Raw genomic sequence first — 19,286 nt, 5'->3', positions numbered from 1 at the left:
TGCGTGCGCCCATGTTGCCACACGAACCCACTGCCACACCGGATGCCTTGTTCAACCAGTCACTGGCCAAGGGCCTGCAGGTGCTGTGCGCCTTCCAGGCCGGCCACCGCAGCCTCACCCTGGGGGACATCGCCGCACGCACCGGCATGACCAAGGCCTCGGCCCAGCGCTCGGTCCACACCCTGCAGCGGCTGGGCTACATCGGCAAGCACCCCAGCACCCAACGCTTTGGCCTGCTGCCGCGCGTGGTGGAGCTGGGCTTCAACTACCTCGAAGCCCACCCACTGATTGCCGCGGCCCACAGCTACCTGGCCCAGCTGGCGCGCGACAGCGGCGAGACCGCCACGCTGACCGAGCCCAATGGCGACCACATGGTGTACCTGGCCCAGGTGCTGACCACCCAGCACATCCCCGTGCTGACGCCCGTGGGCACCCAGGTGCCGATGTACGCCAGCAGCTGCGGCCGCGCCTACCTGAGCCAATGGCCCGACGCGCAGGCGCAGCCCTGGCTGGAGCGCATGCCCCGTCCCGCGCGCACCCGCGCCACCCTGACCCAGGTGCCGGACATCCTGGCCCGCCTGCAGCGCTGCCGCGACACGGGCTATGCCACCAACTGCGAAGAGCTGTTCCTGGGCGACATGGGCATCGCCGCCCCGGTGCTGAACCTGCGCGGCCAGGTGGTGGGCGCCGTCCACGTCGCCCCGCCCACCAGCCGCTGGCGCATGGACGACGCCCAGGCCCGGCTGGCCCCGCTGGTGGTGGAGTGCGCACGCGCCATTTCGCGGCTGGCGCCGCTGTAGGCGGATCAGACCACGGCCGCGCGTGCCGTGCTGGCCAGCGTGTGCTGCAGGCACTGCTGGGCGGCTTCCACACAATCCCACACCGGCAGGCCGGTGATGGCGCGCACGCGCTCGCCCATGCCCGCCAGGCCGGCACCGCCCAGCAGCACGGCCTGCGCGCCCGTGCCCTGCAGGCTCTCGGCGCTGGCCTGGGCCAGTGCCTGGGCCGTGCGGTCCGGCGACTGCATCATCTGCAGGCCGGTGGCCGCCAGGGTGCGCACCTGCACGATCTGCAGCGCGGCGCCGGGACCGTCATGGCCGGCCGCGCGGCTCCAGCGCTCCAGCATGGGCTGCCATTTCTCGCCGCCAGTGACGACGGCCACACGCTGCCAGCCCTGGCGCGCCATGGCCTGCACCGCGGCCTGCGCCAGCCCCAGCACCGGGATACCCGCCACCTCGTCCAGGGCCGGCAGGCCCGGGTCCCCGAAACAGCCCACCAGCACGGCGTGGTAGCCGCCTGGCGGCGCCAGCGGCTGGGCACGCTCCCAGGCATCCAGCACCGCGTGGCCGGCCACGCAATAGCTGTATTCGTCGGCGATGTACGCCGCCCCGAACTGGGCCGTGGCGCCGTGCAGCTGCACCTCGGGCAGGCCCGGCGACAGCTGGGACAGCAGGCGCTCGGTCACGCTGCGCGAGGTGTTCGGGTTGATGATGAGGACGTGGTGGGTGGCCGGCATGTCAGCTCCTGGGGGGTGCACCTGCCAGGCAGGTGCCGGCCGGGCATGCAAGCCCGGTGCCAGGGGGTGCAGCGCGGCTTCACGCCACGCCGGCCCGCGCCAGCATGGCGTGCAGCAGCACGTTGCAGCCGGCGGCCAGGTGTGCGGGCTGGGCATCCTCGATCTCGTTGTGGCTGATACCGTCCTTGCAGGGCACGAAGATCATGGCCGTCGGCGCCACCTGGTTGACGTAGACCGCGTCGTGCCCGGCCCCGCTGACCACCTCCATGTGGGCATAGCCCAGCTGCGTGGCCGCCTGGCGCACGCTGGCCACGCAGTCGGGGTCGAACACGCAGGGCTCGAACTTCACCACCTGCGCCATCTCCACCGTGCACTGGCACTGTGCGGCCAGGGCCGCGAACTGCTGGCGCATGGCGGCGTCCATGCGGTCCAGCCCGTCTTGCGACAGGTTGCGGAAATCCACGGTGAACTTGACCTGCCCCGGGATCACGTTGCGCGAATTGGGCAGCACCTGCACATGGCCCACCGTGCCGCGGCCGTGCGGGGCCTCGTCCAGGGCGATGCGGTTCACCGCCTCCACCATGCGCGCGGCCGCCAGCAGGGCGTCGTGGCGCAGTTCCATGGGCGTGGGGCCGGCGTGGGCATCCATGCCGGTCACGGTCACGTCGTACCACTGTTGGCCCAGGGCGCCGCTAACAATGCCGATGGGCTTGTCATAGGCCTCCAGCACCGGGCCTTGCTCAATGTGGGCCTCGAAGTAGGCGGCAAAGCCGCCACCGGGCACGGCACCACAGGCCACATCGCCCAGGTAGCCAATCTGTGCCAAGGCATCCCCCACGCTGATGCCTGCGCCATCTTGTTGCAAGTGCATGTCTTTTGCACCAAAAACGCCGGCAAATGCACCAGATCCCATCATCACCGGGGTGAAGCGCGTTCCTTCCTCATTGGTCCAGAACGCCACCTCGATCGGTGCGCAGGTCTGGATGCCATGGGCGTTCAAGGTGCGCACCACCTCCAGACCAGCCATCACGCCATAGTTGCCATCGAACTTGCCCCCTGTGGGCTGGGTGTCGATGTGACTGCCCGTGGCCACGGCACGGGCCTGCGGGTCAGTGCCTGCGCGGCGGCCAAAGACATTGCCGACTTCGTCGATGCGCACGCTCAGGCCCACGTCCCGGAACCACTGCACCACCTGATCCCGCCCCCGCTGGTCTTCTGCGGTCAGGGCAATGCGGCACACGCCCCCTTTGGGGGTGGCACCAATCGCGGCCAGATCCATCAAGGATTGCCACAGGCGTTGATCGTCGATACGCAGGTGTGCGGTAGAGGTGTCCATCAGCCAGCTCCTCAGGAGTGATTAAGAAGTAGAGCCGCTTAAATCGCACAAAACATGCCAATTTGCATCGAATAAACACCATTTCATATCGATTAACGATATTTGCGATGTGGCACGGTGCTTGCATTGCAGGGCTTACCCCAACACCCGATGGAAAGGTCTCCAATGCGCAAGTCTTCTGGTTTCTCTGTTTCTCGTCCGGCACTCCACGGGCTGACACTGGCTGTGGCACTGACCCTGGCCGGTGGCGCCAGCACCGTCATGGCGCAAGAAAAAGTCTTGCGCATCGCCATGACTGCGGGGGACATTCCCCGCACCTCCGGCCAGCCTGATCAAGGCTTTGAAGGCAACCGCTTCACCGGCATTCCCCTGTATGACGCATTGACCCAGTGGGACCTGAGCAAGGCCGACAAGCCCAGCGAAATGATCCCTGGTCTGGCCCTGTCCTGGGCCGTGAACGACAAGGACAAGACCAAATGGGTCTTCAAACTGCGCCCCGGCGTGAAGTTCCACGATGGCAGCGCCTTCAACGCCGACGCCGTGGTCTGGAACGTAGGCAAAGTGCTGGACAAGGAAGCGGAGCAATACGACGCAGCCCAGGTCGGGGTGACCGCCTCGCGCATGCCCACGCTGCGCTCGGCCAAGAAGATCGACGACCTGACCGTCGAACTGACCACGTCCGAACCCGATGCCTTCCTGCCCATCAACCTGACCAACCTGTTCATGGCCTCACCCGCGCACTGGGCCAAGAAGCTGGCCGCCGTGCCGGCCTCGGTGACGGGCAAGGCCGAGCGCAGCAAGGCCGCATGGACGGCATTTGCCGCCGACCCCTCGGGTTCCGGCCCCTTCAAGGCCGCGCGCTTTGTCCCCCGTGAACGTTTTGAAATGGTAAAGAACACCGGCTACTGGGACCCCAAGCGCACCCCCACCATCGACAAAGTGGTGCTGCTGCCCCTGCCGGAGGCCAACTCCCGCACTGCGGCACTCATGAGTGGTCAGGTCGATTGGATCGAAGCCCCTGCACCTGACGCGCTGGACGCCCTCAAGGGCCGCGGTTTCAAGGTCTACGCCAACCTGCAACCCCACATCTGGCCCTGGCAGTTCTCGTTTGTCGAAGGCTCGCCCTGGCTGGACAAGCGCGTGCGCCAGGCCGCCAACCTGTGCGTGGACCGTGCCAGCATGAAGCAACTGCTGGGCGGCATGATGGAGCCCGCCACCGGCATCTTCGAACCCGGCCACCCCTGGCGCGGCAACCCCAGCTTCCAGATCAAGTACGACGTGGCCGCCGGCAAGGCCTTGATGGAGCAGGCCGGGCACACGGCGGCCAAGCCACTGAAGGTCAAGATCCAGACCTCGGCCTCGGGTTCGGGACAGATGCAGCCGCTGCCCATGAACGAGTTCATCCAGGAAACGCTCAAGCAGTGCCACTTCGATGTGCAGTTTGATGTGGTCGAGTGGAACACGCTGTTCTCGGGCTGGCGCCTGGGCGCCAAGGACCCTGGTGCCAACAAGGCCAGCGCCACCAACGTGACGGCCGCCACCATGGACCCCTTCTTTGCCATGGTGCGCTTTGTCAGCACCAAGTCCTTCCCACCGCTGTCCAACAACTGGGGCTTCTACAGCAACCCCAAGGTGGATGCCGTGGTGGACAAGGCCCGCACCACCTTCGACGGCAAGGAACGTGACAAGGCCCTGGCCGAACTGCACACCCTGGTCGTGGACGAGGCGCCCTTCCTGTTCGTCGCCCACGACGTAGGCCCGCGTGCCATGTCGGCCAAGGTGGGGAATGTGGTCCAGCCCCAAAGCTGGTTCATCGACATTGCCACCATGACCATGAAGTAAGCATTTCCAGCCGGGCCGGGCAGCACGCCCGGTCCGGTCTGGCTGGCCCCGCGTTGCGCCTTGCGCATTGACGTGGATGCACGAAAGCCCGCTTTCGTGCCTTCTTGAACCGCCACCACGCCACCCACCATGCTGAAATACCTGCTGCGACGCGTTCTCTACACCCTGCCCATCATGCTGGGCGTAGCCCTGCTGTGCTTCGCCCTGGTCCACATCGCGCCGGGCGACCCCCTGGTGTCCATCCTGCCGGCCGATGCCTCGGCCGAGCTGCAAGCGCAGATGCGCGAACTCTACGGTTTCAACCAACCCCTGCCCGAGCAATTCGCCCGCTGGGTCTGGCGCGCGCTGCAGGGTGACCTGGGCCAATCCATCGCCACCAGCCGGCCCGTGGCCTCGGAAGTGATGACCGCCGTGGCCAACACCTTGCGCCTGGCCGTGGTGGCCACGCTGATCGGCTTTGTGCTGGGCTGCCTGTTCGGGTTTGTGGCGGGCTACTTCCGCAACTCCGTGATGGACCGCCTGTGTTCCGTGTTGTCGGTGCTGGGCGTCAGCGCGCCCCACTACTGGCTGGGCATGGTGATGGTCATCATCTTCTCGTCCCAGCTCATGTGGCTGCCCGCCACCGGCGCTGGGCCGGGCGGATCGGGTGATTGGGCCTGGGATTGGGAACATGTGCAATTCATGATCCTGCCGGCCATCACCATGTCGGTCATCCCCATGGGCATCATCGCGCGCACCGTGCGCGCCCTGGTGGCCGAACTGCTGGACCAGGAGTTCATCGTCGGCCTCAAGGCCAAGGGCCTGACCCACCTGGGCATCTTCCGCCACGTGCTCAAGAACGCCGCGCCCACGGCCCTGGCCGTGATGGGCCTGCAACTGGGCTACCTGCTGGGGGGCTCCATCCTGATCGAGACCGTGTTCTCCTGGCCGGGTACCGGCTTCCTGCTCAACCAGGCCATCTTCCAGCGCGACCTGCCTTTGCTGCAAGGCTCCATCCTGGTGCTGGCCGTGTTCTTTGTGCTGCTCAACCTGCTGGTCGATGTGGTGCAGACCCTGCTTGACCCGCGCATTGCGCGCTGACCCGTGAAGGAGACCCCCATGTCCAGCCTGCCCCTGTCTCCCGAAGCCATCGCCCCACCCACCCTGCAGCCCGTGCACCGCTCCCGCGGTTACTGGGCCTCGGTGCTGCAACGCTTGGCCCACGACCCCGTGGCCATGGGCGCCGCCGCCGTGGTGATCCTGCTGATCCTCATCGCCGTCCTTGCCCCCTGGCTGGCCCCGGCCGATCCCTATGCCACGTCCATCATCAAGCGCCTCAAGCCCATCGGCACCGAAGGCCTGCCGCTGGGCAGTGACGAGCTGGGCCGGGACATGCTCTCGCGCCTCATGGTGGGTGCACGCCTGTCGCTGTTCATGGGCATCACGCCCGTGCTGATGGCCTTTGTGATCGGCACCGGCATCGGCATCCTGGCCGGCTATGCCGGCGGGCGCACCAACACCGTGATCATGCGCACCATCGACGTGTTCTACGCCTTCCCCTCGGTGCTGCTGGCCATCGCCCTGTCGGGCGCCCTGGGCGCGGGCATCGTCAACTCCCTGGTGTCGCTGACCATCGTCTTCATCCCGCAGATCGCCCGCGTGGCCGAAAGCGTGACCGCCCAGGCCCGCAACCGCGACTATGTGGAAGCGGCGCGCGCCACCGGCGCCAGCGCCTTCACCATCGTGCGCGTGCACGTGCTGGGCAATGTGCTGGGGCCCATCTTTGTCTATGCCACCAGCCTGATCGCGGTGTCCATGATCCTGGCCTCGGGCCTGTCCTTCCTGGGCCTGGGCGTCAAGCCGCCCGAGCCGGAATGGGGCCTGATGCTCAACACCCTGCGCACCGCCATCTACACCCAGCCCTGGGTGGCCGCCCTGCCCGGCGTGATGATTTTCATCACCTCCATCTCGTTCAACCTGCTGTCGGACGGTCTGCGTTCGGCCATGGACAACAAGGGGTAAACCCATGCGCTTGCACACCACCCTTCCCGACGTGGGCGGCCCTGCCCAACCCCTGCTCACCATCCGTGGCCTGACCAAGCACTTTCCACTGAAAAACGGCGCCACCGTGCGCGCCGTCGATGGCGTGGACTTTGAAGTGCTCAAGGGCGAAACCCTGGGCGTGGTCGGCGAATCCGGCTGCGGCAAATCCACCACCGCCCGCCTGCTGATGCACCTGATGGACCCCACGGCGGGCGAGCTGATCTTCGACGGCCGCACCGTGGGCTCACGCGACCTGCCGCTCAAGGAATTCCGCCGCCAGGTGCAGATGGTGTTCCAGGACAGCTATGCCTCGCTGAACCCGCGCCTGACCATCGAGGACTCCATCGCCTTCGGCCCCCAGGTGCATGGCGTATCCAAAAAGGAAGCCATCGCCCGCACCCACCACCTGATGGACCGCGTGGGCCTGGCCCCCAGCCGGTTTGCCGAGCGTTACCCGCACGAGCTGTCCGGCGGCCAGCGCCAGCGCATCAACATCGCCCGCGCGCTGGCCCTGCAGCCGCGCATGGTGATCCTGGACGAGGCCGTCTCCGCCCTGGACAAATCGGTCGAGGCCCAGGTGCTGAACCTGCTGTCCGACCTCAAGCGCGAGTTCGGCCTGACCTATGTCTTCATCAGCCACGACCTGGGCGTGGTGCACTACATCAGCGACCGGGTGATGGTGATGTACCTGGGCCAGGTGGCCGAGATCGGGCCTTCGGACAGCCTGTTCGCCCAGCCCGCCCACCCCTACACCAAGGCGCTGCTGTCGTCCGTGCCATCCATGGACCCCGCCCACCGCACCCAGCGTGCGCCACTGGCGGGCGACCCGCCCAACCCCATCAACCCGCCCACGGGCTGCCGCTTTCACCCGCGCTGCCCGCAGGCCGCCGCGGTGTGCGCCGAGCGCGTGCCCACGATCTCGGACGTGCAGCTGCACCACCACGCGCGCTGCCTGGTGCACGAATTCAGCAGTGGCCACCCCCTGGCCACGGCCGATCAGCCCGCCCTGGCGGCTTGAACCCCGGAGACGACCATGACCCCCTTGGTACAGATCGAAGACCTGAACATCCAGTTCACCGGCGGCAAGAAACCGGTGCAGGCCGTCAGCGGCGTGAGCCTGTCCGTGCGCCCGGGCGAAGCCGTGGCCCTGATCGGCGAATCGGGTTCGGGCAAAAGCGTCACCCTGCGCACCCTGCTGCGCCTGCACCCCGAGCGCAAGACGTCCATGCAGGGCAAGGTGCAGGTGGCCGGCCATGACGTGCTGGCCCTGCGCGAGCGCGAGCTGCCCGGCTTTCGCGGCAAGACCTGCGCCATGATCTTCCAGGACCCGCTGCTGGCCCTGGACCCCGTCTACCCCGTGGGCGCGCAGATCGTCGAGGCCATCCGCCGCCACGAACCCCAGACCAGCAAGGCCGAGGCCGAAGCGCGCGCGCTGCAGCTGTTCGAGCGCGTCAGCATCCCCAGCCCGGCGCAGCGCCTCAAGGCCTATCCGCACGAAATGTCGGGCGGCATGCGCCAGCGCGCCATGATCGCCCTGGCCCTGGCCTGCAACCCGCAGGTGCTGCTGGCCGACGAGCCCACCACCGCCCTGGACGCCACGGTGCAGATCCAGATCCTGCTGCTGCTGCGCGAGCTGCAGCGCGACCTGGGCCTGGGCATCATCTTCGTCACGCACGACATCGGCGCCGCCGTGGAGGTGGCCGACCGCATTGCTGTGATGTACGCCGGGCGCATCGTCGAGGAAGGCACGGCCGAGCAGCTGATCCACCACCCGTGCCACCCCTACACCATGGCCCTGCTGCAAAGCCGCTCGCACGGTGCCATGGAACGCGGCCAGCCGCTGCAGACCATCCCCGGTGCGCCGCCCGACCTGACGGCCATTCCCCCCGGTTGCGCCTTTGCCCCACGCTGCCGCTGGGCCACCGACGCCTGCCTGCAGGACGTGCCCGCCGCGCTGGAGATCGCCCCCGGCCACCTGGCGCGCTGCGTGCGCACCGACGAAGCCGCGCGGCACGCTGCGCAACCGCTGGCGGCCTGAACGCCTGCGTGGTACCCCTGCATAAAAAAGAGCAGCTGGCGCTCATCCAACTGCACTTTCCAAGCCTTTTCGCCTGGAAATACCGAGTGGGCGCGCGCCATGCGCTCCTGTTTTCACGTGCTCGTTGTCTGTATCCCTGTCCTCTGGAAAGCCTGCCATGCCCTTGAACGATCCTGCCCACGCCTTCGTGCCCTATCCCGACGTGCCCGTGCCCCACGCCAGCACCGGCCCGCTCAGCGGCCTGTACTTCGGCGTCAAGGACCTGTTCGACGTGGCCGGCTACCCCACGGGCGGCGGCAACCCGCTGGTGCTGGCCATGTCTGGCACCAAGACCCACACCGCGCCCACCGTGCAACGGCTGCTGGACGCCGGCGCCGCCTTCGCCGGCAAGACCGTCACCGACGAGCTGGCCTTTTCCATGAACGGCAACAACGCCCACTTCGGCGCGCCGCTCAACGGCGCGGCGCCGGAGCGCATCGCCGGCGGCTCGTCCTCGGGTTCGGCATCGGCCGTGTCCAGCCGACTGTGCGACTTTGCGCTGGGCACCGACACCGGTGGCTCAGTGCGTGCGCCGGCCAGCCACTGCGGGCTGTACGGCATCCGCCCCACGCACGGCCGCGTCAGCCTGCAATCGGCCCTGGCGCTGTGCCACAGCTACGACACCTGCGGCTGGTTCGCCCGCGACGCCACCACTTTCGCCCGCGTCGGCGACGTGCTGCTGGGTGCCGACCCCGCCCCGCTGCCCGCCCGGCCACGCCTGCTGCTGCCCACCGACCTTTGGGGCCTGATCGCCCCCGACGTGCGGCCCGCCTGGGACGGCGCGCGGGCCCAGGTCCAGGCCGTGTACGGCGAAGCTGCGCCCACCACCGTGGCGCTGGACAGCTTTGAGGCCATGTACTGGAGCTTCCGCTACCTCCAGGGCCGCGAAGCCTGGATGACCGACGGCGCCTTCATTGAACGCTACGCCCCCGTGCTGGGCCCCGGCGTGAAGGAACGCTTTGCCTGGTCCCGGGACGTCACCGACGCCCAAGTCGAACAGGCCCAGGCCTTCCGTGCGCGCTTCACTGCCCACCTGGCCCAGTTGCTGGGCCCGGACGGCGTGCTGGTCATGCCCTCCATGCCCGACATCGCCCCGCTGCGCAGCACCGATGAAGCCGCGCTGGAGGACTACCGCAACCAGGCCGTGCAGATGCTGTGCATCGCCGGGCTGTCGGGCTTTCCGCAAATCTCGCTGCCCCTGGCCGGCCGCCAGGGCGCGCCACTGGGCATTTCGCTGCTGGGCCCCGCCGGCAGCGACCGCAGCCTGATCGCCATGGCGCAGCAGCTGGCCGCCACGGCCTGAGGCCCCGCCCTGCACCACAGCCCCGCAGGCCATGGCCGCGGGGCTGTTGCGTCGTGGGCTGGCACCGGCGTGCGCTGCGCCCACGGGCCATCCGGCACATGTTTGATCTGGCCCACACGATGGGCGCAGCTGGGGCTTGCTCAGCGGTGCCCCTGCGCCGTGGCGCCGCAAAACTGTGGTGTGATACATGCCCCATGCTGGTGCACAGAGGCTGTGCCCCCCCACCCGGGCACAAGCACCAGCACGATGCCGCAAAGGAGGCGGACGAGAATGAGCAAACTGACGCAGTACACGAAGATGCTGGCCGCTGTCGCCACCGTGGTGACCCTGGCTGCATGCGGCCAGAAGGTCGAGGTGCCACCGGCCCACATCGGCAAGATCATGACCAAGGATGGCTACCAGGACAACCTGATCCCCACCTCCAAATTCCGGCTGGGCAAGTGCTGGGCCTACTGCGACCGACTGGTGCTGCTGGATGTCTCCGACAAGGCCTACCAGGAGGCCATGAGCATCTTCATCCCCGAAGACAAGCTGAACCTGGAGGTGACCATCCGCGCGACGCTGAGCATCAACCCCAAGAAGACGGCAGAGCTGTTCAATGCGATCGCCCCCACCGAGATTTCGGAGCATGTCTCGACGATTGCCAACGAGCAGGTGTACCGCACCTATGCCAGCCAGATCATCCAGGCCGAGGTGCGCGAGTACCTGAGCAAGCTCTCGATCAGCGAGATCGCCTCCAGCAATGAAAAGATCAACGCCGACCTGCGCCTGCAGCTGGGCAAGGCCATCGAGTCGCTGACGCCGTTCTCGGTGCGCTTTGTCGGCATCACCAACCTGAAATACCCCAAGATCATCACCGATGCCCAGGAGTCGGCGGCCGAGCGCCGGGAAGCCATCCAGAAGGAAGAGGCCCAGCTGGCGATTTCCAAGGCCCAGCTGGAGCGTGAACTGCAGGAAGCCCGGCTGCAGCGCGCCATCGACAAGGAAAAGGCCGAAACCGAAGCCATGTCGCAATCGGTGCTGGCCCAGTCCGTCGATGCCCGCGTGCTGCAGCTGCGCAAGCTGGAAAATGACCGCGCCTGGATCGAGAAGTGGAACGGCCAGCTGCCCACCACCACGCTGGGGGACAGCGTGCCCATGGTGAGCATCGCCAAATGATCCTGCTGCTCAACCTCCTGCCCTTTTTGATCGCCGCCATCGGCTTCGGTCTAAGCTGGAAGCGCAAGAACCGCTGGATCGCCGCCGCCACCTGCGCCGCTTTGCTGCTGTACTTCCAGGCCCAGCCCTCCTACCTGCCCAAAGGCGAGATCACGCGCTCGCCCCCGCCAGTGTTTGGAGAGTCGGACGCCCAGATCGAGGACCGCAACCGCAAGCCCATGCCCGGTGACGAGCGCGACCAGCGCATGCGCGATGCAGTGCAGCAGGGGCTGGACTTCAAGCCCTAGGGAAGGTCTGCACAACCTCGGCGCCAGCGCCCGATGTGAGACAGTGGCGGTATGAAACAGATGAGCCTGGGCGAGAGCGGATTCGAGCGCAAAACCAAGAGGACTCGCAAGCGCGAGTTCCTGGACGAGATGAACCTGGTGGTGCCCTGGGCCGAGCTGGTGTCGTTGATCGCGCCGCACGCACCAGCTCCTGGCGCCAAGGGCGGACGCCCACCGTTTGCCGTGGAGACCATGCTGCGCATTCACTTCCTGCAGCAGTGGTTCAACCTCTCGGACCCGGCCATGGAAGAGGCGCTGTACGACATGGCGCTGTTCCGTGAGTTCGTGGGGCTGGATGCCGGGGAAAGACAACCTGCCCGACGAGAGCACCATTCTTCGGTTTCGCCACCTGCTCGAAGCTCACAACCTGAGCTTGCAGATCCTGGCCACTGTCAACGCCACGCTGGCTGCCAAGGGCCTGCTGCTCAAGAGCGGGACGGTGGTCGATGCCACGCTCATTGCAGCGCCGAGCTCGACCAAGAACAGCAGCGGCGAACGCGACCCCGAGATGCACCAGACCAAGAAGGGCAACCAGTGGCACTTCGGGATGAAGGCCCACATCGGGGTCGACGCAGACTCGGGCCTGGTGCACACGGTGGTGGGCACGGCGGCCAACGTCAACGACGTGACGCAGGCGCATGCGTTGGTGCACGGAGCGGAAACCGATGTCTTTGCCGACTCGGGTTACCAGGGCGTTGGCAAGCGGGAAGAGACGCAAGAGATCAACGTCAACTGGCACGTGGCCATGCGGCCGGGCAAGCGCAAGGTGCTGGACAAGAGCACGCCGATGGGCGCCATCCTGGACCAGCTGGAGCAGATCAAGGCGCGCATCCGGGCCAAGGTCGAACACCCTTTCAGGGTGATCAAGCGCCGGTTCGGGCATGTGAAGGTGCGCTATCGGGGACTGGCCAAGAACACGGCGCAGCTGCACACGCTGTTTGCGCTGTCCAACCTGTGGATGGTGCGCCGCACGTTGCTGCAGGAGATGCGGGGATGAGTGCGTCCAAATGCGGCCAGAGGGCCGTGAATCAGGGCGAAATCGGCCTGAAAGCGGACCTCGTGAGCCAGATATCGCCATCATCTGAAATCGGATGCATCAACTCACGCAGCGCCGGGTGTTGTGCAGACCTTCCCTAGCAGGCCGTTGAAAAAGTGCTTTTCGAACGCATCAGGGACGCTGAGTGCGAAGACACGAGCTGCCCAGACGCGTCTGCGCAGCGATTGCAACGGCCCATCTGGCCGGTTTGCAGGCCCTCCCGCCCATTTCGGGCGCACGTATCCCTGGGCTCACGCATGATGCGCGTCCCACCAGCCGCCGATGCTGCCCATTCGCACAAGGTTGTAGGTGGCAAAGCACAGCAGCGCCTGGCCCGTGAGCTTGGCCTGACCGATCAGCTTGGTCTTTGCCAGACCACCGACGGTCTTGATCCAGCCAAAGGCCTCTTCGATGCGCTTGCGCACCTTCAGGCTGGTCTTGTAGCCCTCGTGCCGTGTCACTCGCGCATCCACCGCCGAGTGTTTGTCCTTGGCCGCCACGTGGGGCGTGACTTTGAGCTTTCTGCAGCCTTTGATGAAGGCCTTGCTGTCGTAGCCCTTGTCGGCACCGACCGTGGCCCGTTTGTTCCTGTTGCCCCGACGCTCCAACATGGCCAGCGCCGCCTCGCGCTCGGCCGTGCCGCTGGCGTGGGTGATCTCGACATCCACGATCAGCCCGTTGCGGTTCTCCATGAGGATGTGCCCCATGTGGCACAGGCGGGATTTGTCGCCCTGGCTCTTCTTGAACAGCCGGGCATCGGCGTCCGTGGTGCTCTCGTGGGTGTCGTTGCAGCGCTCCTGCCCCTTGAAGTCCACCTCGGGGTTGCGCCCAGGCGGCGTGCCGCTGTCGTCGTCTTTGCGCTTGAAGCTCTTGTGCGAGGCCCAGGCGTCAATGAGCGTGCCGTCCACGCTGAAGTGCTCGTCGCTGGCGAGCTTGCCCCACTGGGCACTGAGCTTGACGCGCTCGAAGAAGGCGCGGGCGAGGTCTTCGTTGAACAGACGTTCGCGGTTGGCGCTGAAAGTGGAGTGGTCCCAGACCTTGTCTTCGATGTTCAGGCCCACGAACCAGCGGTACAGCAGGTTGTAGTTGATCGCTTCGACCAACTGGCGCTCGCTGCGGATGGAGAACAGGATCTGCAGCAGCAAGGCCTTGAGCAGCATCTCCGGTGGCACCGATGGGCGGCCACGGCGGGCGTACACCGCTTCGAACTCGCGGTTCATGGTTGCCAGCAGCGCATCAACCACCGCGCGCAACTTGCGCAGCGGGTGTGCCTGCGGCACGCGCTCTTCAAGGCTGATGTAGCTGAACATCGCCCCCTGGAAATCTTGACTGCCTCTCATCGTCCTCGTCTGGGTCGTTCACCGATGGCTTCAGATCGTAGCGGCCAACGCGGGCGTCGGCGGGGGATTTTTCAACGGCCTGCTAGTCCTACTGTGTCATAAATGTGGCATCATGAATCCTCCCAATTCTTTTTGTGAGGGACGATGAGTGCGAGTGAACGGTTTGACCAGTACATGGCGCATTTGTCGCGGGCGCTAGGACACGCAGATCGCCACGCAGGTCTCAAGGGTTATTGCACAGGTTTGATGCTGCCACTATCGCGAAAGAGTGTGGAGCCCATGGCCGCGCGGGTGGATCCGCTTCATGCCAGTGCAAGGCACCAAGCACTTCATCACTTTGTGGCTAAGGCCCAATGGTCCGATGTCGAAGTTCTGCGCCGGGTCTGCCAGTGGGTTGTGCCACACATGGATTTCAGCCGAGGAGGCTGGTGGATCATCGACGACACGGGCTTTCCCAAAAAGGGCGTGCACTCGGTGGGCGTAGCCCGTCAATACTGCGACATGCCTGGAAAACAGGACAACTGCCAGGTGGCGGTGAGCGTCTCGCTGGCTTGCGATCAAGGCAGCATTCCTGTGGCATGGCAGCTCTATTTGCCCCAGGACTGGGCGCAAGACGCTGAGCGACGCAAGCGCACAGGCGTACCAGAGTCGGTTCGCTTTGCGACCAAGACACAGATTGCCTTGCATCAGTTGCGCACCCTGCTGAGCGAGGGTGCACCCCGACACTGCGTGTTGGCTGATGCAGGCTACGGCGTGGACACCGCGTTCCGGCAGGCGCTCAGCGACATGGGGTTGCACTATGCGGTGGGGGTGACCTCAGCGGTCGTAGTCTGGCCCCCTGGCGTCGAGCCACTGCCACCTGAGACCTACAGCGGCAAAGGCAGGCCCCCAGTGACGCCAAGGCGCACCGCTCAGTTGCAACCGATGAGCGTCAAGGCCCTGGCTTTGTCGTTACCGGCGCAGGCGTTCCAGACAATCAGTTGGCGCGAGGGCACCAACGCGCCACTCACGGGACGGTTCGCAGCGGTGCGGGTGCGTCACGCTGGTGGCAATGCTGGCAAGGCGAGTCTGCGCCCGCAAGAGTGGTTGCTCATCGAGTGGCCAGTGGAGCAGGCCGAGCCAGTCAAATACATCCTGTCAACGCTGCCCGAGAGCACTGCCTTGAACGATTTGGTCAGCTGCGCCTACCAGCGTTGGCGTATCGAGCGCGACTACCAAGACCTCAAGCAGGACTTCGGCTTGGGGCATTACGAGGGGCGCGGCTGGCGAGGGTTCCACCACCATGCGAGCTTGAGCATCGCAGCCTACGCCTTCTTGATGAGCGAGCGACTTATCGCCGACAAGCCTGCCGGGGGTAAAAAAAACTTCATCGAACGCCAAGTGCCTGCCGTTCCCCAAGATTACATCCCCAGAGGCAGGCCTGCGCGCACAGCGGCACGTGGACAACTCGATCACAAGCTTGCGTCATCTGCTGAGTTACGCACTCATAGACCGTCTGGGACAGTGCCCTTGCTGCGGCCGCATCAGCATGAGTGAAAAACTACTTTTATGACACAGTAAGACTAGGCACCGCCGCCCCCACCAGCGCCCCCTGTGGGCGCTTTTTTATGGGAGCCGGGGCGCTAGAGTCGCAGTTGCACGCCTGGGTCCAGGCAGCAGACCTCGCAATCCACCGCCGCCGCGCGCCGCTCCACCACCACAAAATCCCCGCCCTCCACCGCCAGCAGGGCATGGTGCCAGGTCCCCGGTGCCAGCACCACGCCCTGGCGGCCGTCAGTCACAAACGCCTGCAGCTCGCCCGCCTGGGGGGCCGGCCCGGGGCGGGCCACCACGACCACAAAGCGCTGCGTGCCCAGCGGCACAAAGGTCTGGCTGCCCAGGGCATGGCGCTCCAGCTCGGTCACGGGCAGGGGAAACTGCCGCGCCTGAGCGCTGAACAGCGCCAGCATGGGCACGCCGCCCTCGGCCGTCAGCTGCAGGTCGGCCAGCAGCTCATGCCGCATGGCGTTGCCACCATTGATGGGCCAGGCGGGCAGCGCGGGCGACTGCCCCTGCACGGCCACCACCTGGCCAAAGGGGGCAAAGCGCGCAGGCGTCAGGGGTTCGGGGGTCAGGATCAGGTCAGGCATGCCCGCAGATAAGCAAGCGCAATGCCACGCCATGCGGGCCGTGCACGGCGTCGCCCCTGCGGGGCCGCTACCATGCCGGCTGGTGCGGGGGCATCGCGCCCCCGTTTTCTGTCTTCACTGTGAGCCACCTATGGAACTGCGCCAACTGCGCTACTTCGTGCGTGTGGTGGAACTGGGCTCCATGAGCCGCGCCGCCATGGACCTGGATAGCTTTGATGTGGGGCAGCTTCGTCTATCCGAAGTACCGGCTGTTCGTAATCGGCTTCACCGCCGTGCTTGCGGTACTGCTGTGGTGGGTGCTCGAAGGCACGCGCCTGGGCAGCGCGGTGCGCGCCGGCAGCGAGTCGACCGAGATGGTCTCGCTGCTCGGACTGAACGTGCTGCGCATCTTCAGCCTGGTGTTCGCCCTGGGCGCGGCCACGGCGGCCCTGGCGGGCGTGCTCGCCGCGCCGATCCGCGGCGCCGAGCCGTTCATGGGCATCGAGGCCCTGGGCGTGGCCTTCGTGATCGTGGTCGTGGGCGGGTTGGGCAGCTTCGGCGGCGCGCTCGTGGGCGGCCTGCTCATCGGCATCGTGCAGAGCGTGATGAGCACGCTGTGGCCCGAAGGTGCTCGCCTCATGATCTACGTGGCCATGGCTGCCGTGCTCCTGCTGCGCCCCCACGGCCTGCTGGGCCGCAAAGGATGAACACGATGAACATGTCCAGACATTCCCATTTCCTTCTCGCGCTGGCGATCGTGGTCGCCATGCCGCTGTGCATGCAGTCGGGCTCGCTCGCGAGCGAAGTGCTGATCTTCGGGCTCGCCGCCATGGGCTGCAACCTGCTGCTGGGCTACACCGGCCTGCTGTCGTTCGGGCAGGGCATCTTCTTCGGGCTGGGCAGCTACACCATCGCGCTGCTGCTCACGCGCTGAACCTTGCCCATGCCGCTGGCGCTGCTGGCCGCTGTGGCCATGGGCGCCGCGGGTGCAGCCATCGTGGGCTGGGTGGCCATCCGCCAGCGCGGCACCTAATTCGTGATGCTCACGCTCGCGTTCGCGCAGATGTTCTATTTTCTGGCCTACACCGCCACGGGCCTCACGGGCGGCGACAACGGCCTGCTCGACATTCCGCGTCCCTCGCTGGCCGTGGCCGGCCAGACGCTGTGGCCCCTGGACTCGCCCTGGCAGTACTACGGCTTTGTCGCGGTGCTGTTTCTTGCGGCGTTCTGGCTGCTGCGCCGCGTGTGCGACTCGGTGTTCGGCCGCACGCTGCTGGCCGTGCGCGACAACGAGGAGCGCGCCGCGGCCGTGGGCTACGACCTGCGCCTGCTCAAGCTGCAGGCCTTCGTGATCTCGGGCGCCGTCACCGGCCTGGCCGGCGCGCTGCACGCCATGATGACCGGCATCGCGCCGCTGTCCAATGCCGAATACCACACGAGCGAGATGATCCTCGTGATGACCGTGATCGGCGGCACGGGCAACCTGCTGGCCTCGGTGCTGGGCGCGGCGTTCTATGTGCTGCTGGGCGACTGGCTCTCCACGCTGTGGCCGCGCTGGCTGCTGCTGTTGGGCGTGGTGCTGATGGTCGTCAGCCTGGGGCTGCAGCGTGGCCTGTGGGGCCTGGGCGAGTCCCTCTGGAGCCTGCTGCGCCGCAAGGGCGGCGGGGCCGACGCACGACGCAACGGGGCGGCGTCCCAGGCCAACACCCAGGGAGGCCAGGCATGAGCGCCACCGCATCCCCCATCCTGCTCGAAGCCCAGGGCGTCGAGAAACGCTACGACAAGTTCGTCGCCCTGGGCGGCGTGAACCTCAAGGTGCGCGCCAACACCGTGCATTCGGTGATCGGCCCCAACGGGGCGGGCAAGACCACGCTGTTCCACATGCTCACGGGGACCAAGCAGGTGAGCGGCGGGCGCATCCTGTTCGATGGCCACGACGTGACGCGCGAGCCCGACCACCGGCGCGTGCGCCGGGGCATGGCGCGCTCGTTCCAGGTCACGAGTCTGTTCCTCACCCTGCCAGTGCGCGAGAACCTGCGCCTGGCCACCCAGGGCGTGGCCCCCAAGAAGGCGCTGGACTGCTGGAACGCCCCCGAGGGCCGGCGCTCCTGCGCCAACACGGTGGCCAGCGTGCTTGAGCGCCTGGGCCTCACGCGCTAAGCCGACACACCCGCCGGCAATCTCTCGCACGGCCAGCAGCGGCGCCTGGAGGTGGGCATGGCGCTGGCCGCGCGCCCGAAGGCGATCTTCCTCGACGAGCCGACATCGGGCATGGCATCGACGACCTCGACGAGATGAAGCGGCTGATCCAGGGCCTCAAGGACGAGCACACCGTGGTGCTCATCGAACACAACATGGGCATCGTCATGGACATCTCCGACACCATCACCGTGATGCAGCAAGGCCGTGTGTTCGCCGAAGGCCTGCCGCACGAAATCCGCAACGACGAGCGTGTGCGCAGCGCCTACCTGGGCAACATGATCACCGGAGGCAAGGCATGAAGACATTGCTGTCCGTGGAGTCCGTTCACGCGCATTACGGCAAAAGCCATGTGCTGCAGGGCGTGTCGCTGCATGTCGGCGACGGCGAGCTCGTCACGCTGCTGGGCCGCAACGGGGCGGGCAAGACCACCACGCTCAAGACCATCGCCGGCGTGATGGCGCCCACGCAGGGGCAAGTGCGCTTCAGCGGCGAGCCCGTGCACCAGCTGGCCACCCATCTGGTGGCACAACGCGGCATCTGCCTGGTGCCGGAGCACCGGGGCATCTTCAAGCTGCTCACGGTAGAAGAGAACCTGTTACTGGGCCAGCGCAAGCATTCGCCCTGGCAGCTGCCCGACGTCTATCGCATCTTTCCGCGCCTCAAGGAGCGCCGCGCCAATGGCGGTGGCCAGCTCTCGGGCGGCGAGCAGCAGATGCTGGCCATCGGGCGCGCGCTCATGAACGCGCCGCGCCTGCTGATGCTGGACGAGCCTGTGGAGGGACTGGCGCCCGTGATCGTCGAGGAGATCGTGGCCCAGCTCCAGACCATCAAGGCCGCGGGCGTATCCATCCTGCTGGTAGAGCAGAACCTTGAGGTCTGCACCCAGCTCGCCGACCGCCACTACGTCATCGAACAGGGTGCCATCGTGCACGAGGCCAGCAACGCGGACTTCCTGGCGGACGACGCCGTGAAGGACCGCTACCTCGGCGTGGGCATGGCCTGACATCCAACGGCAGCCCC

Annotated in this window: 16 protein-coding genes and 3 pseudogenes; 15 read left to right on the top strand and 4 right to left on the bottom strand. The window is 66.6% G+C overall.

What is annotated here, in order from left to right:
* Window positions 1-11: 11 nt before the first annotated feature.
* Window positions 12-800 carry an IclR family transcriptional regulator gene (locus I3K84_RS13565; protein ID WP_196994752.1) on the top strand — a complete coding sequence of 263 codons (789 nt, stop codon included), beginning with the start codon at window positions 12-14 and terminating at the stop codon, window positions 798-800.
* A 5-nt stretch (window positions 801-805) separates the two neighbouring features.
* Here I3K84_RS13565 and I3K84_RS13560 read toward each other — a convergent pair whose 3' ends face one another.
* On the bottom strand, window positions 806-1,516 hold the full coding sequence (locus I3K84_RS13560) for an aspartate/glutamate racemase family protein (protein ID WP_154165107.1): 711 nt from the start codon (window positions 1,514-1,516) through the stop codon (window positions 806-808).
* A 79-nt stretch (window positions 1,517-1,595) separates the two neighbouring features.
* Window positions 1,596-2,852 carry a Zn-dependent hydrolase gene (locus I3K84_RS13555; RefSeq protein WP_196994751.1) on the bottom strand — a complete coding sequence of 419 codons (1,257 nt, stop codon included), beginning with the start codon at window positions 2,850-2,852 and terminating at the stop codon, window positions 1,596-1,598.
* Window positions 2,853-3,017: 165 nt separating this feature from the next.
* Between I3K84_RS13555 and I3K84_RS13550 the strand changes: the two genes are divergently transcribed.
* From I3K84_RS13550 to I3K84_RS13510, 9 genes are all read left to right on the top strand, one after another.
* Complete coding sequence (locus tag I3K84_RS13550; protein WP_196994750.1) at window positions 3,018-4,694, top strand: ABC transporter substrate-binding protein; 1,677 nt, start codon at window positions 3,018-3,020, stop codon at window positions 4,692-4,694.
* A 129-nt stretch (window positions 4,695-4,823) separates the two neighbouring features.
* On the top strand, window positions 4,824-5,774 hold the full coding sequence (locus I3K84_RS13545; RefSeq protein ID WP_196994749.1) for an ABC transporter permease: 951 nt from the start codon (window positions 4,824-4,826) through the stop codon (window positions 5,772-5,774).
* A gap of 18 nt (window positions 5,775-5,792) precedes the next feature.
* Window positions 5,793-6,695: an ABC transporter permease gene (locus I3K84_RS13540; RefSeq protein WP_196994748.1), complete on the top strand. Its 903-nt coding sequence runs from the start codon at window positions 5,793-5,795 to the stop codon at window positions 6,693-6,695.
* 4 nt (window positions 6,696-6,699) lie between these two features.
* Complete coding sequence (locus I3K84_RS13535; RefSeq protein WP_196994747.1) at window positions 6,700-7,734, top strand: ABC transporter ATP-binding protein; 1,035 nt, start codon at window positions 6,700-6,702, stop codon at window positions 7,732-7,734.
* Between the two features lie 15 nt (window positions 7,735-7,749).
* Window positions 7,750-8,754 (top strand): ABC transporter ATP-binding protein, encoded by a 1,005-nt coding sequence (locus I3K84_RS13530; protein ID WP_196994746.1) that lies wholly within the window; start codon window positions 7,750-7,752, stop codon window positions 8,752-8,754.
* A 157-nt stretch (window positions 8,755-8,911) separates the two neighbouring features.
* Entirely contained in the window at window positions 8,912-10,096 is a 1,185-nt protein-coding gene (locus I3K84_RS13525; protein WP_196994745.1) for an amidase, read from the top strand.
* Between the two features lie 270 nt (window positions 10,097-10,366).
* Entirely contained in the window at window positions 10,367-11,254 is an 888-nt protein-coding gene (locus I3K84_RS13520; protein WP_231403329.1) for an SPFH domain-containing protein, read from the top strand.
* Window positions 11,251-11,541, top strand: a complete 291-nt coding sequence (locus tag I3K84_RS13515; protein ID WP_196994744.1) for a hypothetical protein — start codon at window positions 11,251-11,253, stop codon at window positions 11,539-11,541. Before I3K84_RS13520 ends, I3K84_RS13515 begins: the two co-directional genes overlap by 4 nt.
* A 51-nt stretch (window positions 11,542-11,592) precedes the next feature.
* Window positions 11,593-12,577, top strand: a protein-coding gene (locus tag I3K84_RS13510) for an IS5 family transposase (RefSeq protein WP_196994743.1) whose coding sequence is annotated in 2 segments (ribosomal slippage) — window positions 11,593-11,886 and window positions 11,888-12,577 — 984 coding nt in all. Because the reading frame shifts where the segments join, the coding sequence is not laid out codon by codon here.
* A 290-nt stretch (window positions 12,578-12,867) separates the two neighbouring features.
* Here the strand turns inward: I3K84_RS13510 and I3K84_RS13505 are convergent.
* A complete protein-coding gene (locus tag I3K84_RS13505) occupies window positions 12,868-13,956 on the bottom strand; it encodes an IS5-like element ISDisp1 family transposase (RefSeq protein ID WP_011803559.1) in 1,089 nt (362 codons plus the stop codon).
* 144 nt (window positions 13,957-14,100) lie between these two features.
* Between I3K84_RS13505 and I3K84_RS13500 the strand changes: the two genes are divergently transcribed.
* Complete coding sequence (locus I3K84_RS13500; RefSeq protein ID WP_196994742.1) at window positions 14,101-15,492, top strand: IS701 family transposase; 1,392 nt, start codon at window positions 14,101-14,103, stop codon at window positions 15,490-15,492.
* Window positions 15,493-15,578: 86 nt separating this feature from the next.
* Here the strand turns inward: I3K84_RS13500 and I3K84_RS13495 are convergent, their stop codons facing one another.
* Window positions 15,579-16,085 (bottom strand): ureidoglycolate lyase, encoded by a 507-nt coding sequence (locus I3K84_RS13495; protein WP_196994741.1) that lies wholly within the window; start codon window positions 16,083-16,085, stop codon window positions 15,579-15,581.
* A gap of 212 nt (window positions 16,086-16,297) precedes the next feature.
* Here I3K84_RS13495 and I3K84_RS13490 point away from each other — a divergent pair.
* From I3K84_RS13490 to I3K84_RS13475, 4 genes and pseudogenes are all read left to right on the top strand, one after another.
* Window positions 16,298-16,771, top strand: a pseudogene (locus tag I3K84_RS13490) (branched-chain amino acid ABC transporter permease); the annotation flags it as partial.
* 11 nt (window positions 16,772-16,782) lie between these two features.
* Window positions 16,783-17,790 (top strand): annotated as a pseudogene (locus I3K84_RS13485) (branched-chain amino acid ABC transporter permease).
* Window positions 17,787-18,565: pseudogene (locus I3K84_RS13480) on the top strand (ABC transporter ATP-binding protein). Before I3K84_RS13485 ends, I3K84_RS13480 begins: the two co-directional pseudogenes overlap by 4 nt.
* Complete coding sequence (locus I3K84_RS13475; protein ID WP_196994740.1) at window positions 18,562-19,269, top strand: ABC transporter ATP-binding protein; 708 nt, start codon at window positions 18,562-18,564, stop codon at window positions 19,267-19,269. Before I3K84_RS13480 ends, I3K84_RS13475 begins: the two are co-directional and overlap by 4 nt.
* Window positions 19,270-19,286 lie beyond the last annotated feature (17 nt).

The sequence above is a fragment of the Diaphorobacter sp. JS3051 genome (assembly GCF_015832135.1).
GTDB lineage: Bacteria > Pseudomonadota > Gammaproteobacteria > Burkholderiales > Burkholderiaceae_C > Diaphorobacter > Diaphorobacter nitroreducens.
This window is presented reverse-complemented; position numbering and strand designations above follow the sequence as displayed.

Excerpts from the sequence above, each read along its gene's own strand:
- I3K84_RS13565 (WP_196994752.1), top strand. The coding sequence starts at position 12 with ATGTTGCCACACGAACCCACTGCCACACCGGATGCCTTGTTCAACCAG.
- I3K84_RS13560 (WP_154165107.1), bottom strand. The coding sequence starts at position 1,516 with ATGCCGGCCACCCACCACGTCCTCATCATCAACCCGAACACCTCGCGC.
- I3K84_RS13555 (WP_196994751.1), bottom strand. The coding sequence starts at position 2,852 with ATGGACACCTCTACCGCACACCTGCGTATCGACGATCAACGCCTGTGG.
- I3K84_RS13550 (WP_196994750.1), top strand. The coding sequence starts at position 3,018 with ATGCGCAAGTCTTCTGGTTTCTCTGTTTCTCGTCCGGCACTCCACGGG.
- I3K84_RS13545 (WP_196994749.1), top strand. The coding sequence starts at position 4,824 with ATGCTGAAATACCTGCTGCGACGCGTTCTCTACACCCTGCCCATCATG.
- I3K84_RS13540 (WP_196994748.1), top strand. The coding sequence starts at position 5,793 with ATGTCCAGCCTGCCCCTGTCTCCCGAAGCCATCGCCCCACCCACCCTG.
- I3K84_RS13535 (WP_196994747.1), top strand. The coding sequence starts at position 6,700 with ATGCGCTTGCACACCACCCTTCCCGACGTGGGCGGCCCTGCCCAACCC.
- I3K84_RS13530 (WP_196994746.1), top strand. The coding sequence starts at position 7,750 with ATGACCCCCTTGGTACAGATCGAAGACCTGAACATCCAGTTCACCGGC.
- I3K84_RS13525 (WP_196994745.1), top strand. The coding sequence starts at position 8,912 with ATGCCCTTGAACGATCCTGCCCACGCCTTCGTGCCCTATCCCGACGTG.
- I3K84_RS13520 (WP_231403329.1), top strand. The coding sequence starts at position 10,367 with ATGAGCAAACTGACGCAGTACACGAAGATGCTGGCCGCTGTCGCCACC.
- I3K84_RS13515 (WP_196994744.1), top strand. The coding sequence starts at position 11,251 with ATGATCCTGCTGCTCAACCTCCTGCCCTTTTTGATCGCCGCCATCGGC.
- I3K84_RS13505 (WP_011803559.1), bottom strand. The coding sequence starts at position 13,956 with ATGAGAGGCAGTCAAGATTTCCAGGGGGCGATGTTCAGCTACATCAGC.
- I3K84_RS13500 (WP_196994742.1), top strand. The coding sequence starts at position 14,101 with ATGAGTGCGAGTGAACGGTTTGACCAGTACATGGCGCATTTGTCGCGG.
- I3K84_RS13495 (WP_196994741.1), bottom strand. The coding sequence starts at position 16,085 with ATGCCTGACCTGATCCTGACCCCCGAACCCCTGACGCCTGCGCGCTTT.
- I3K84_RS13475 (WP_196994740.1), top strand. The coding sequence starts at position 18,562 with ATGAAGACATTGCTGTCCGTGGAGTCCGTTCACGCGCATTACGGCAAA.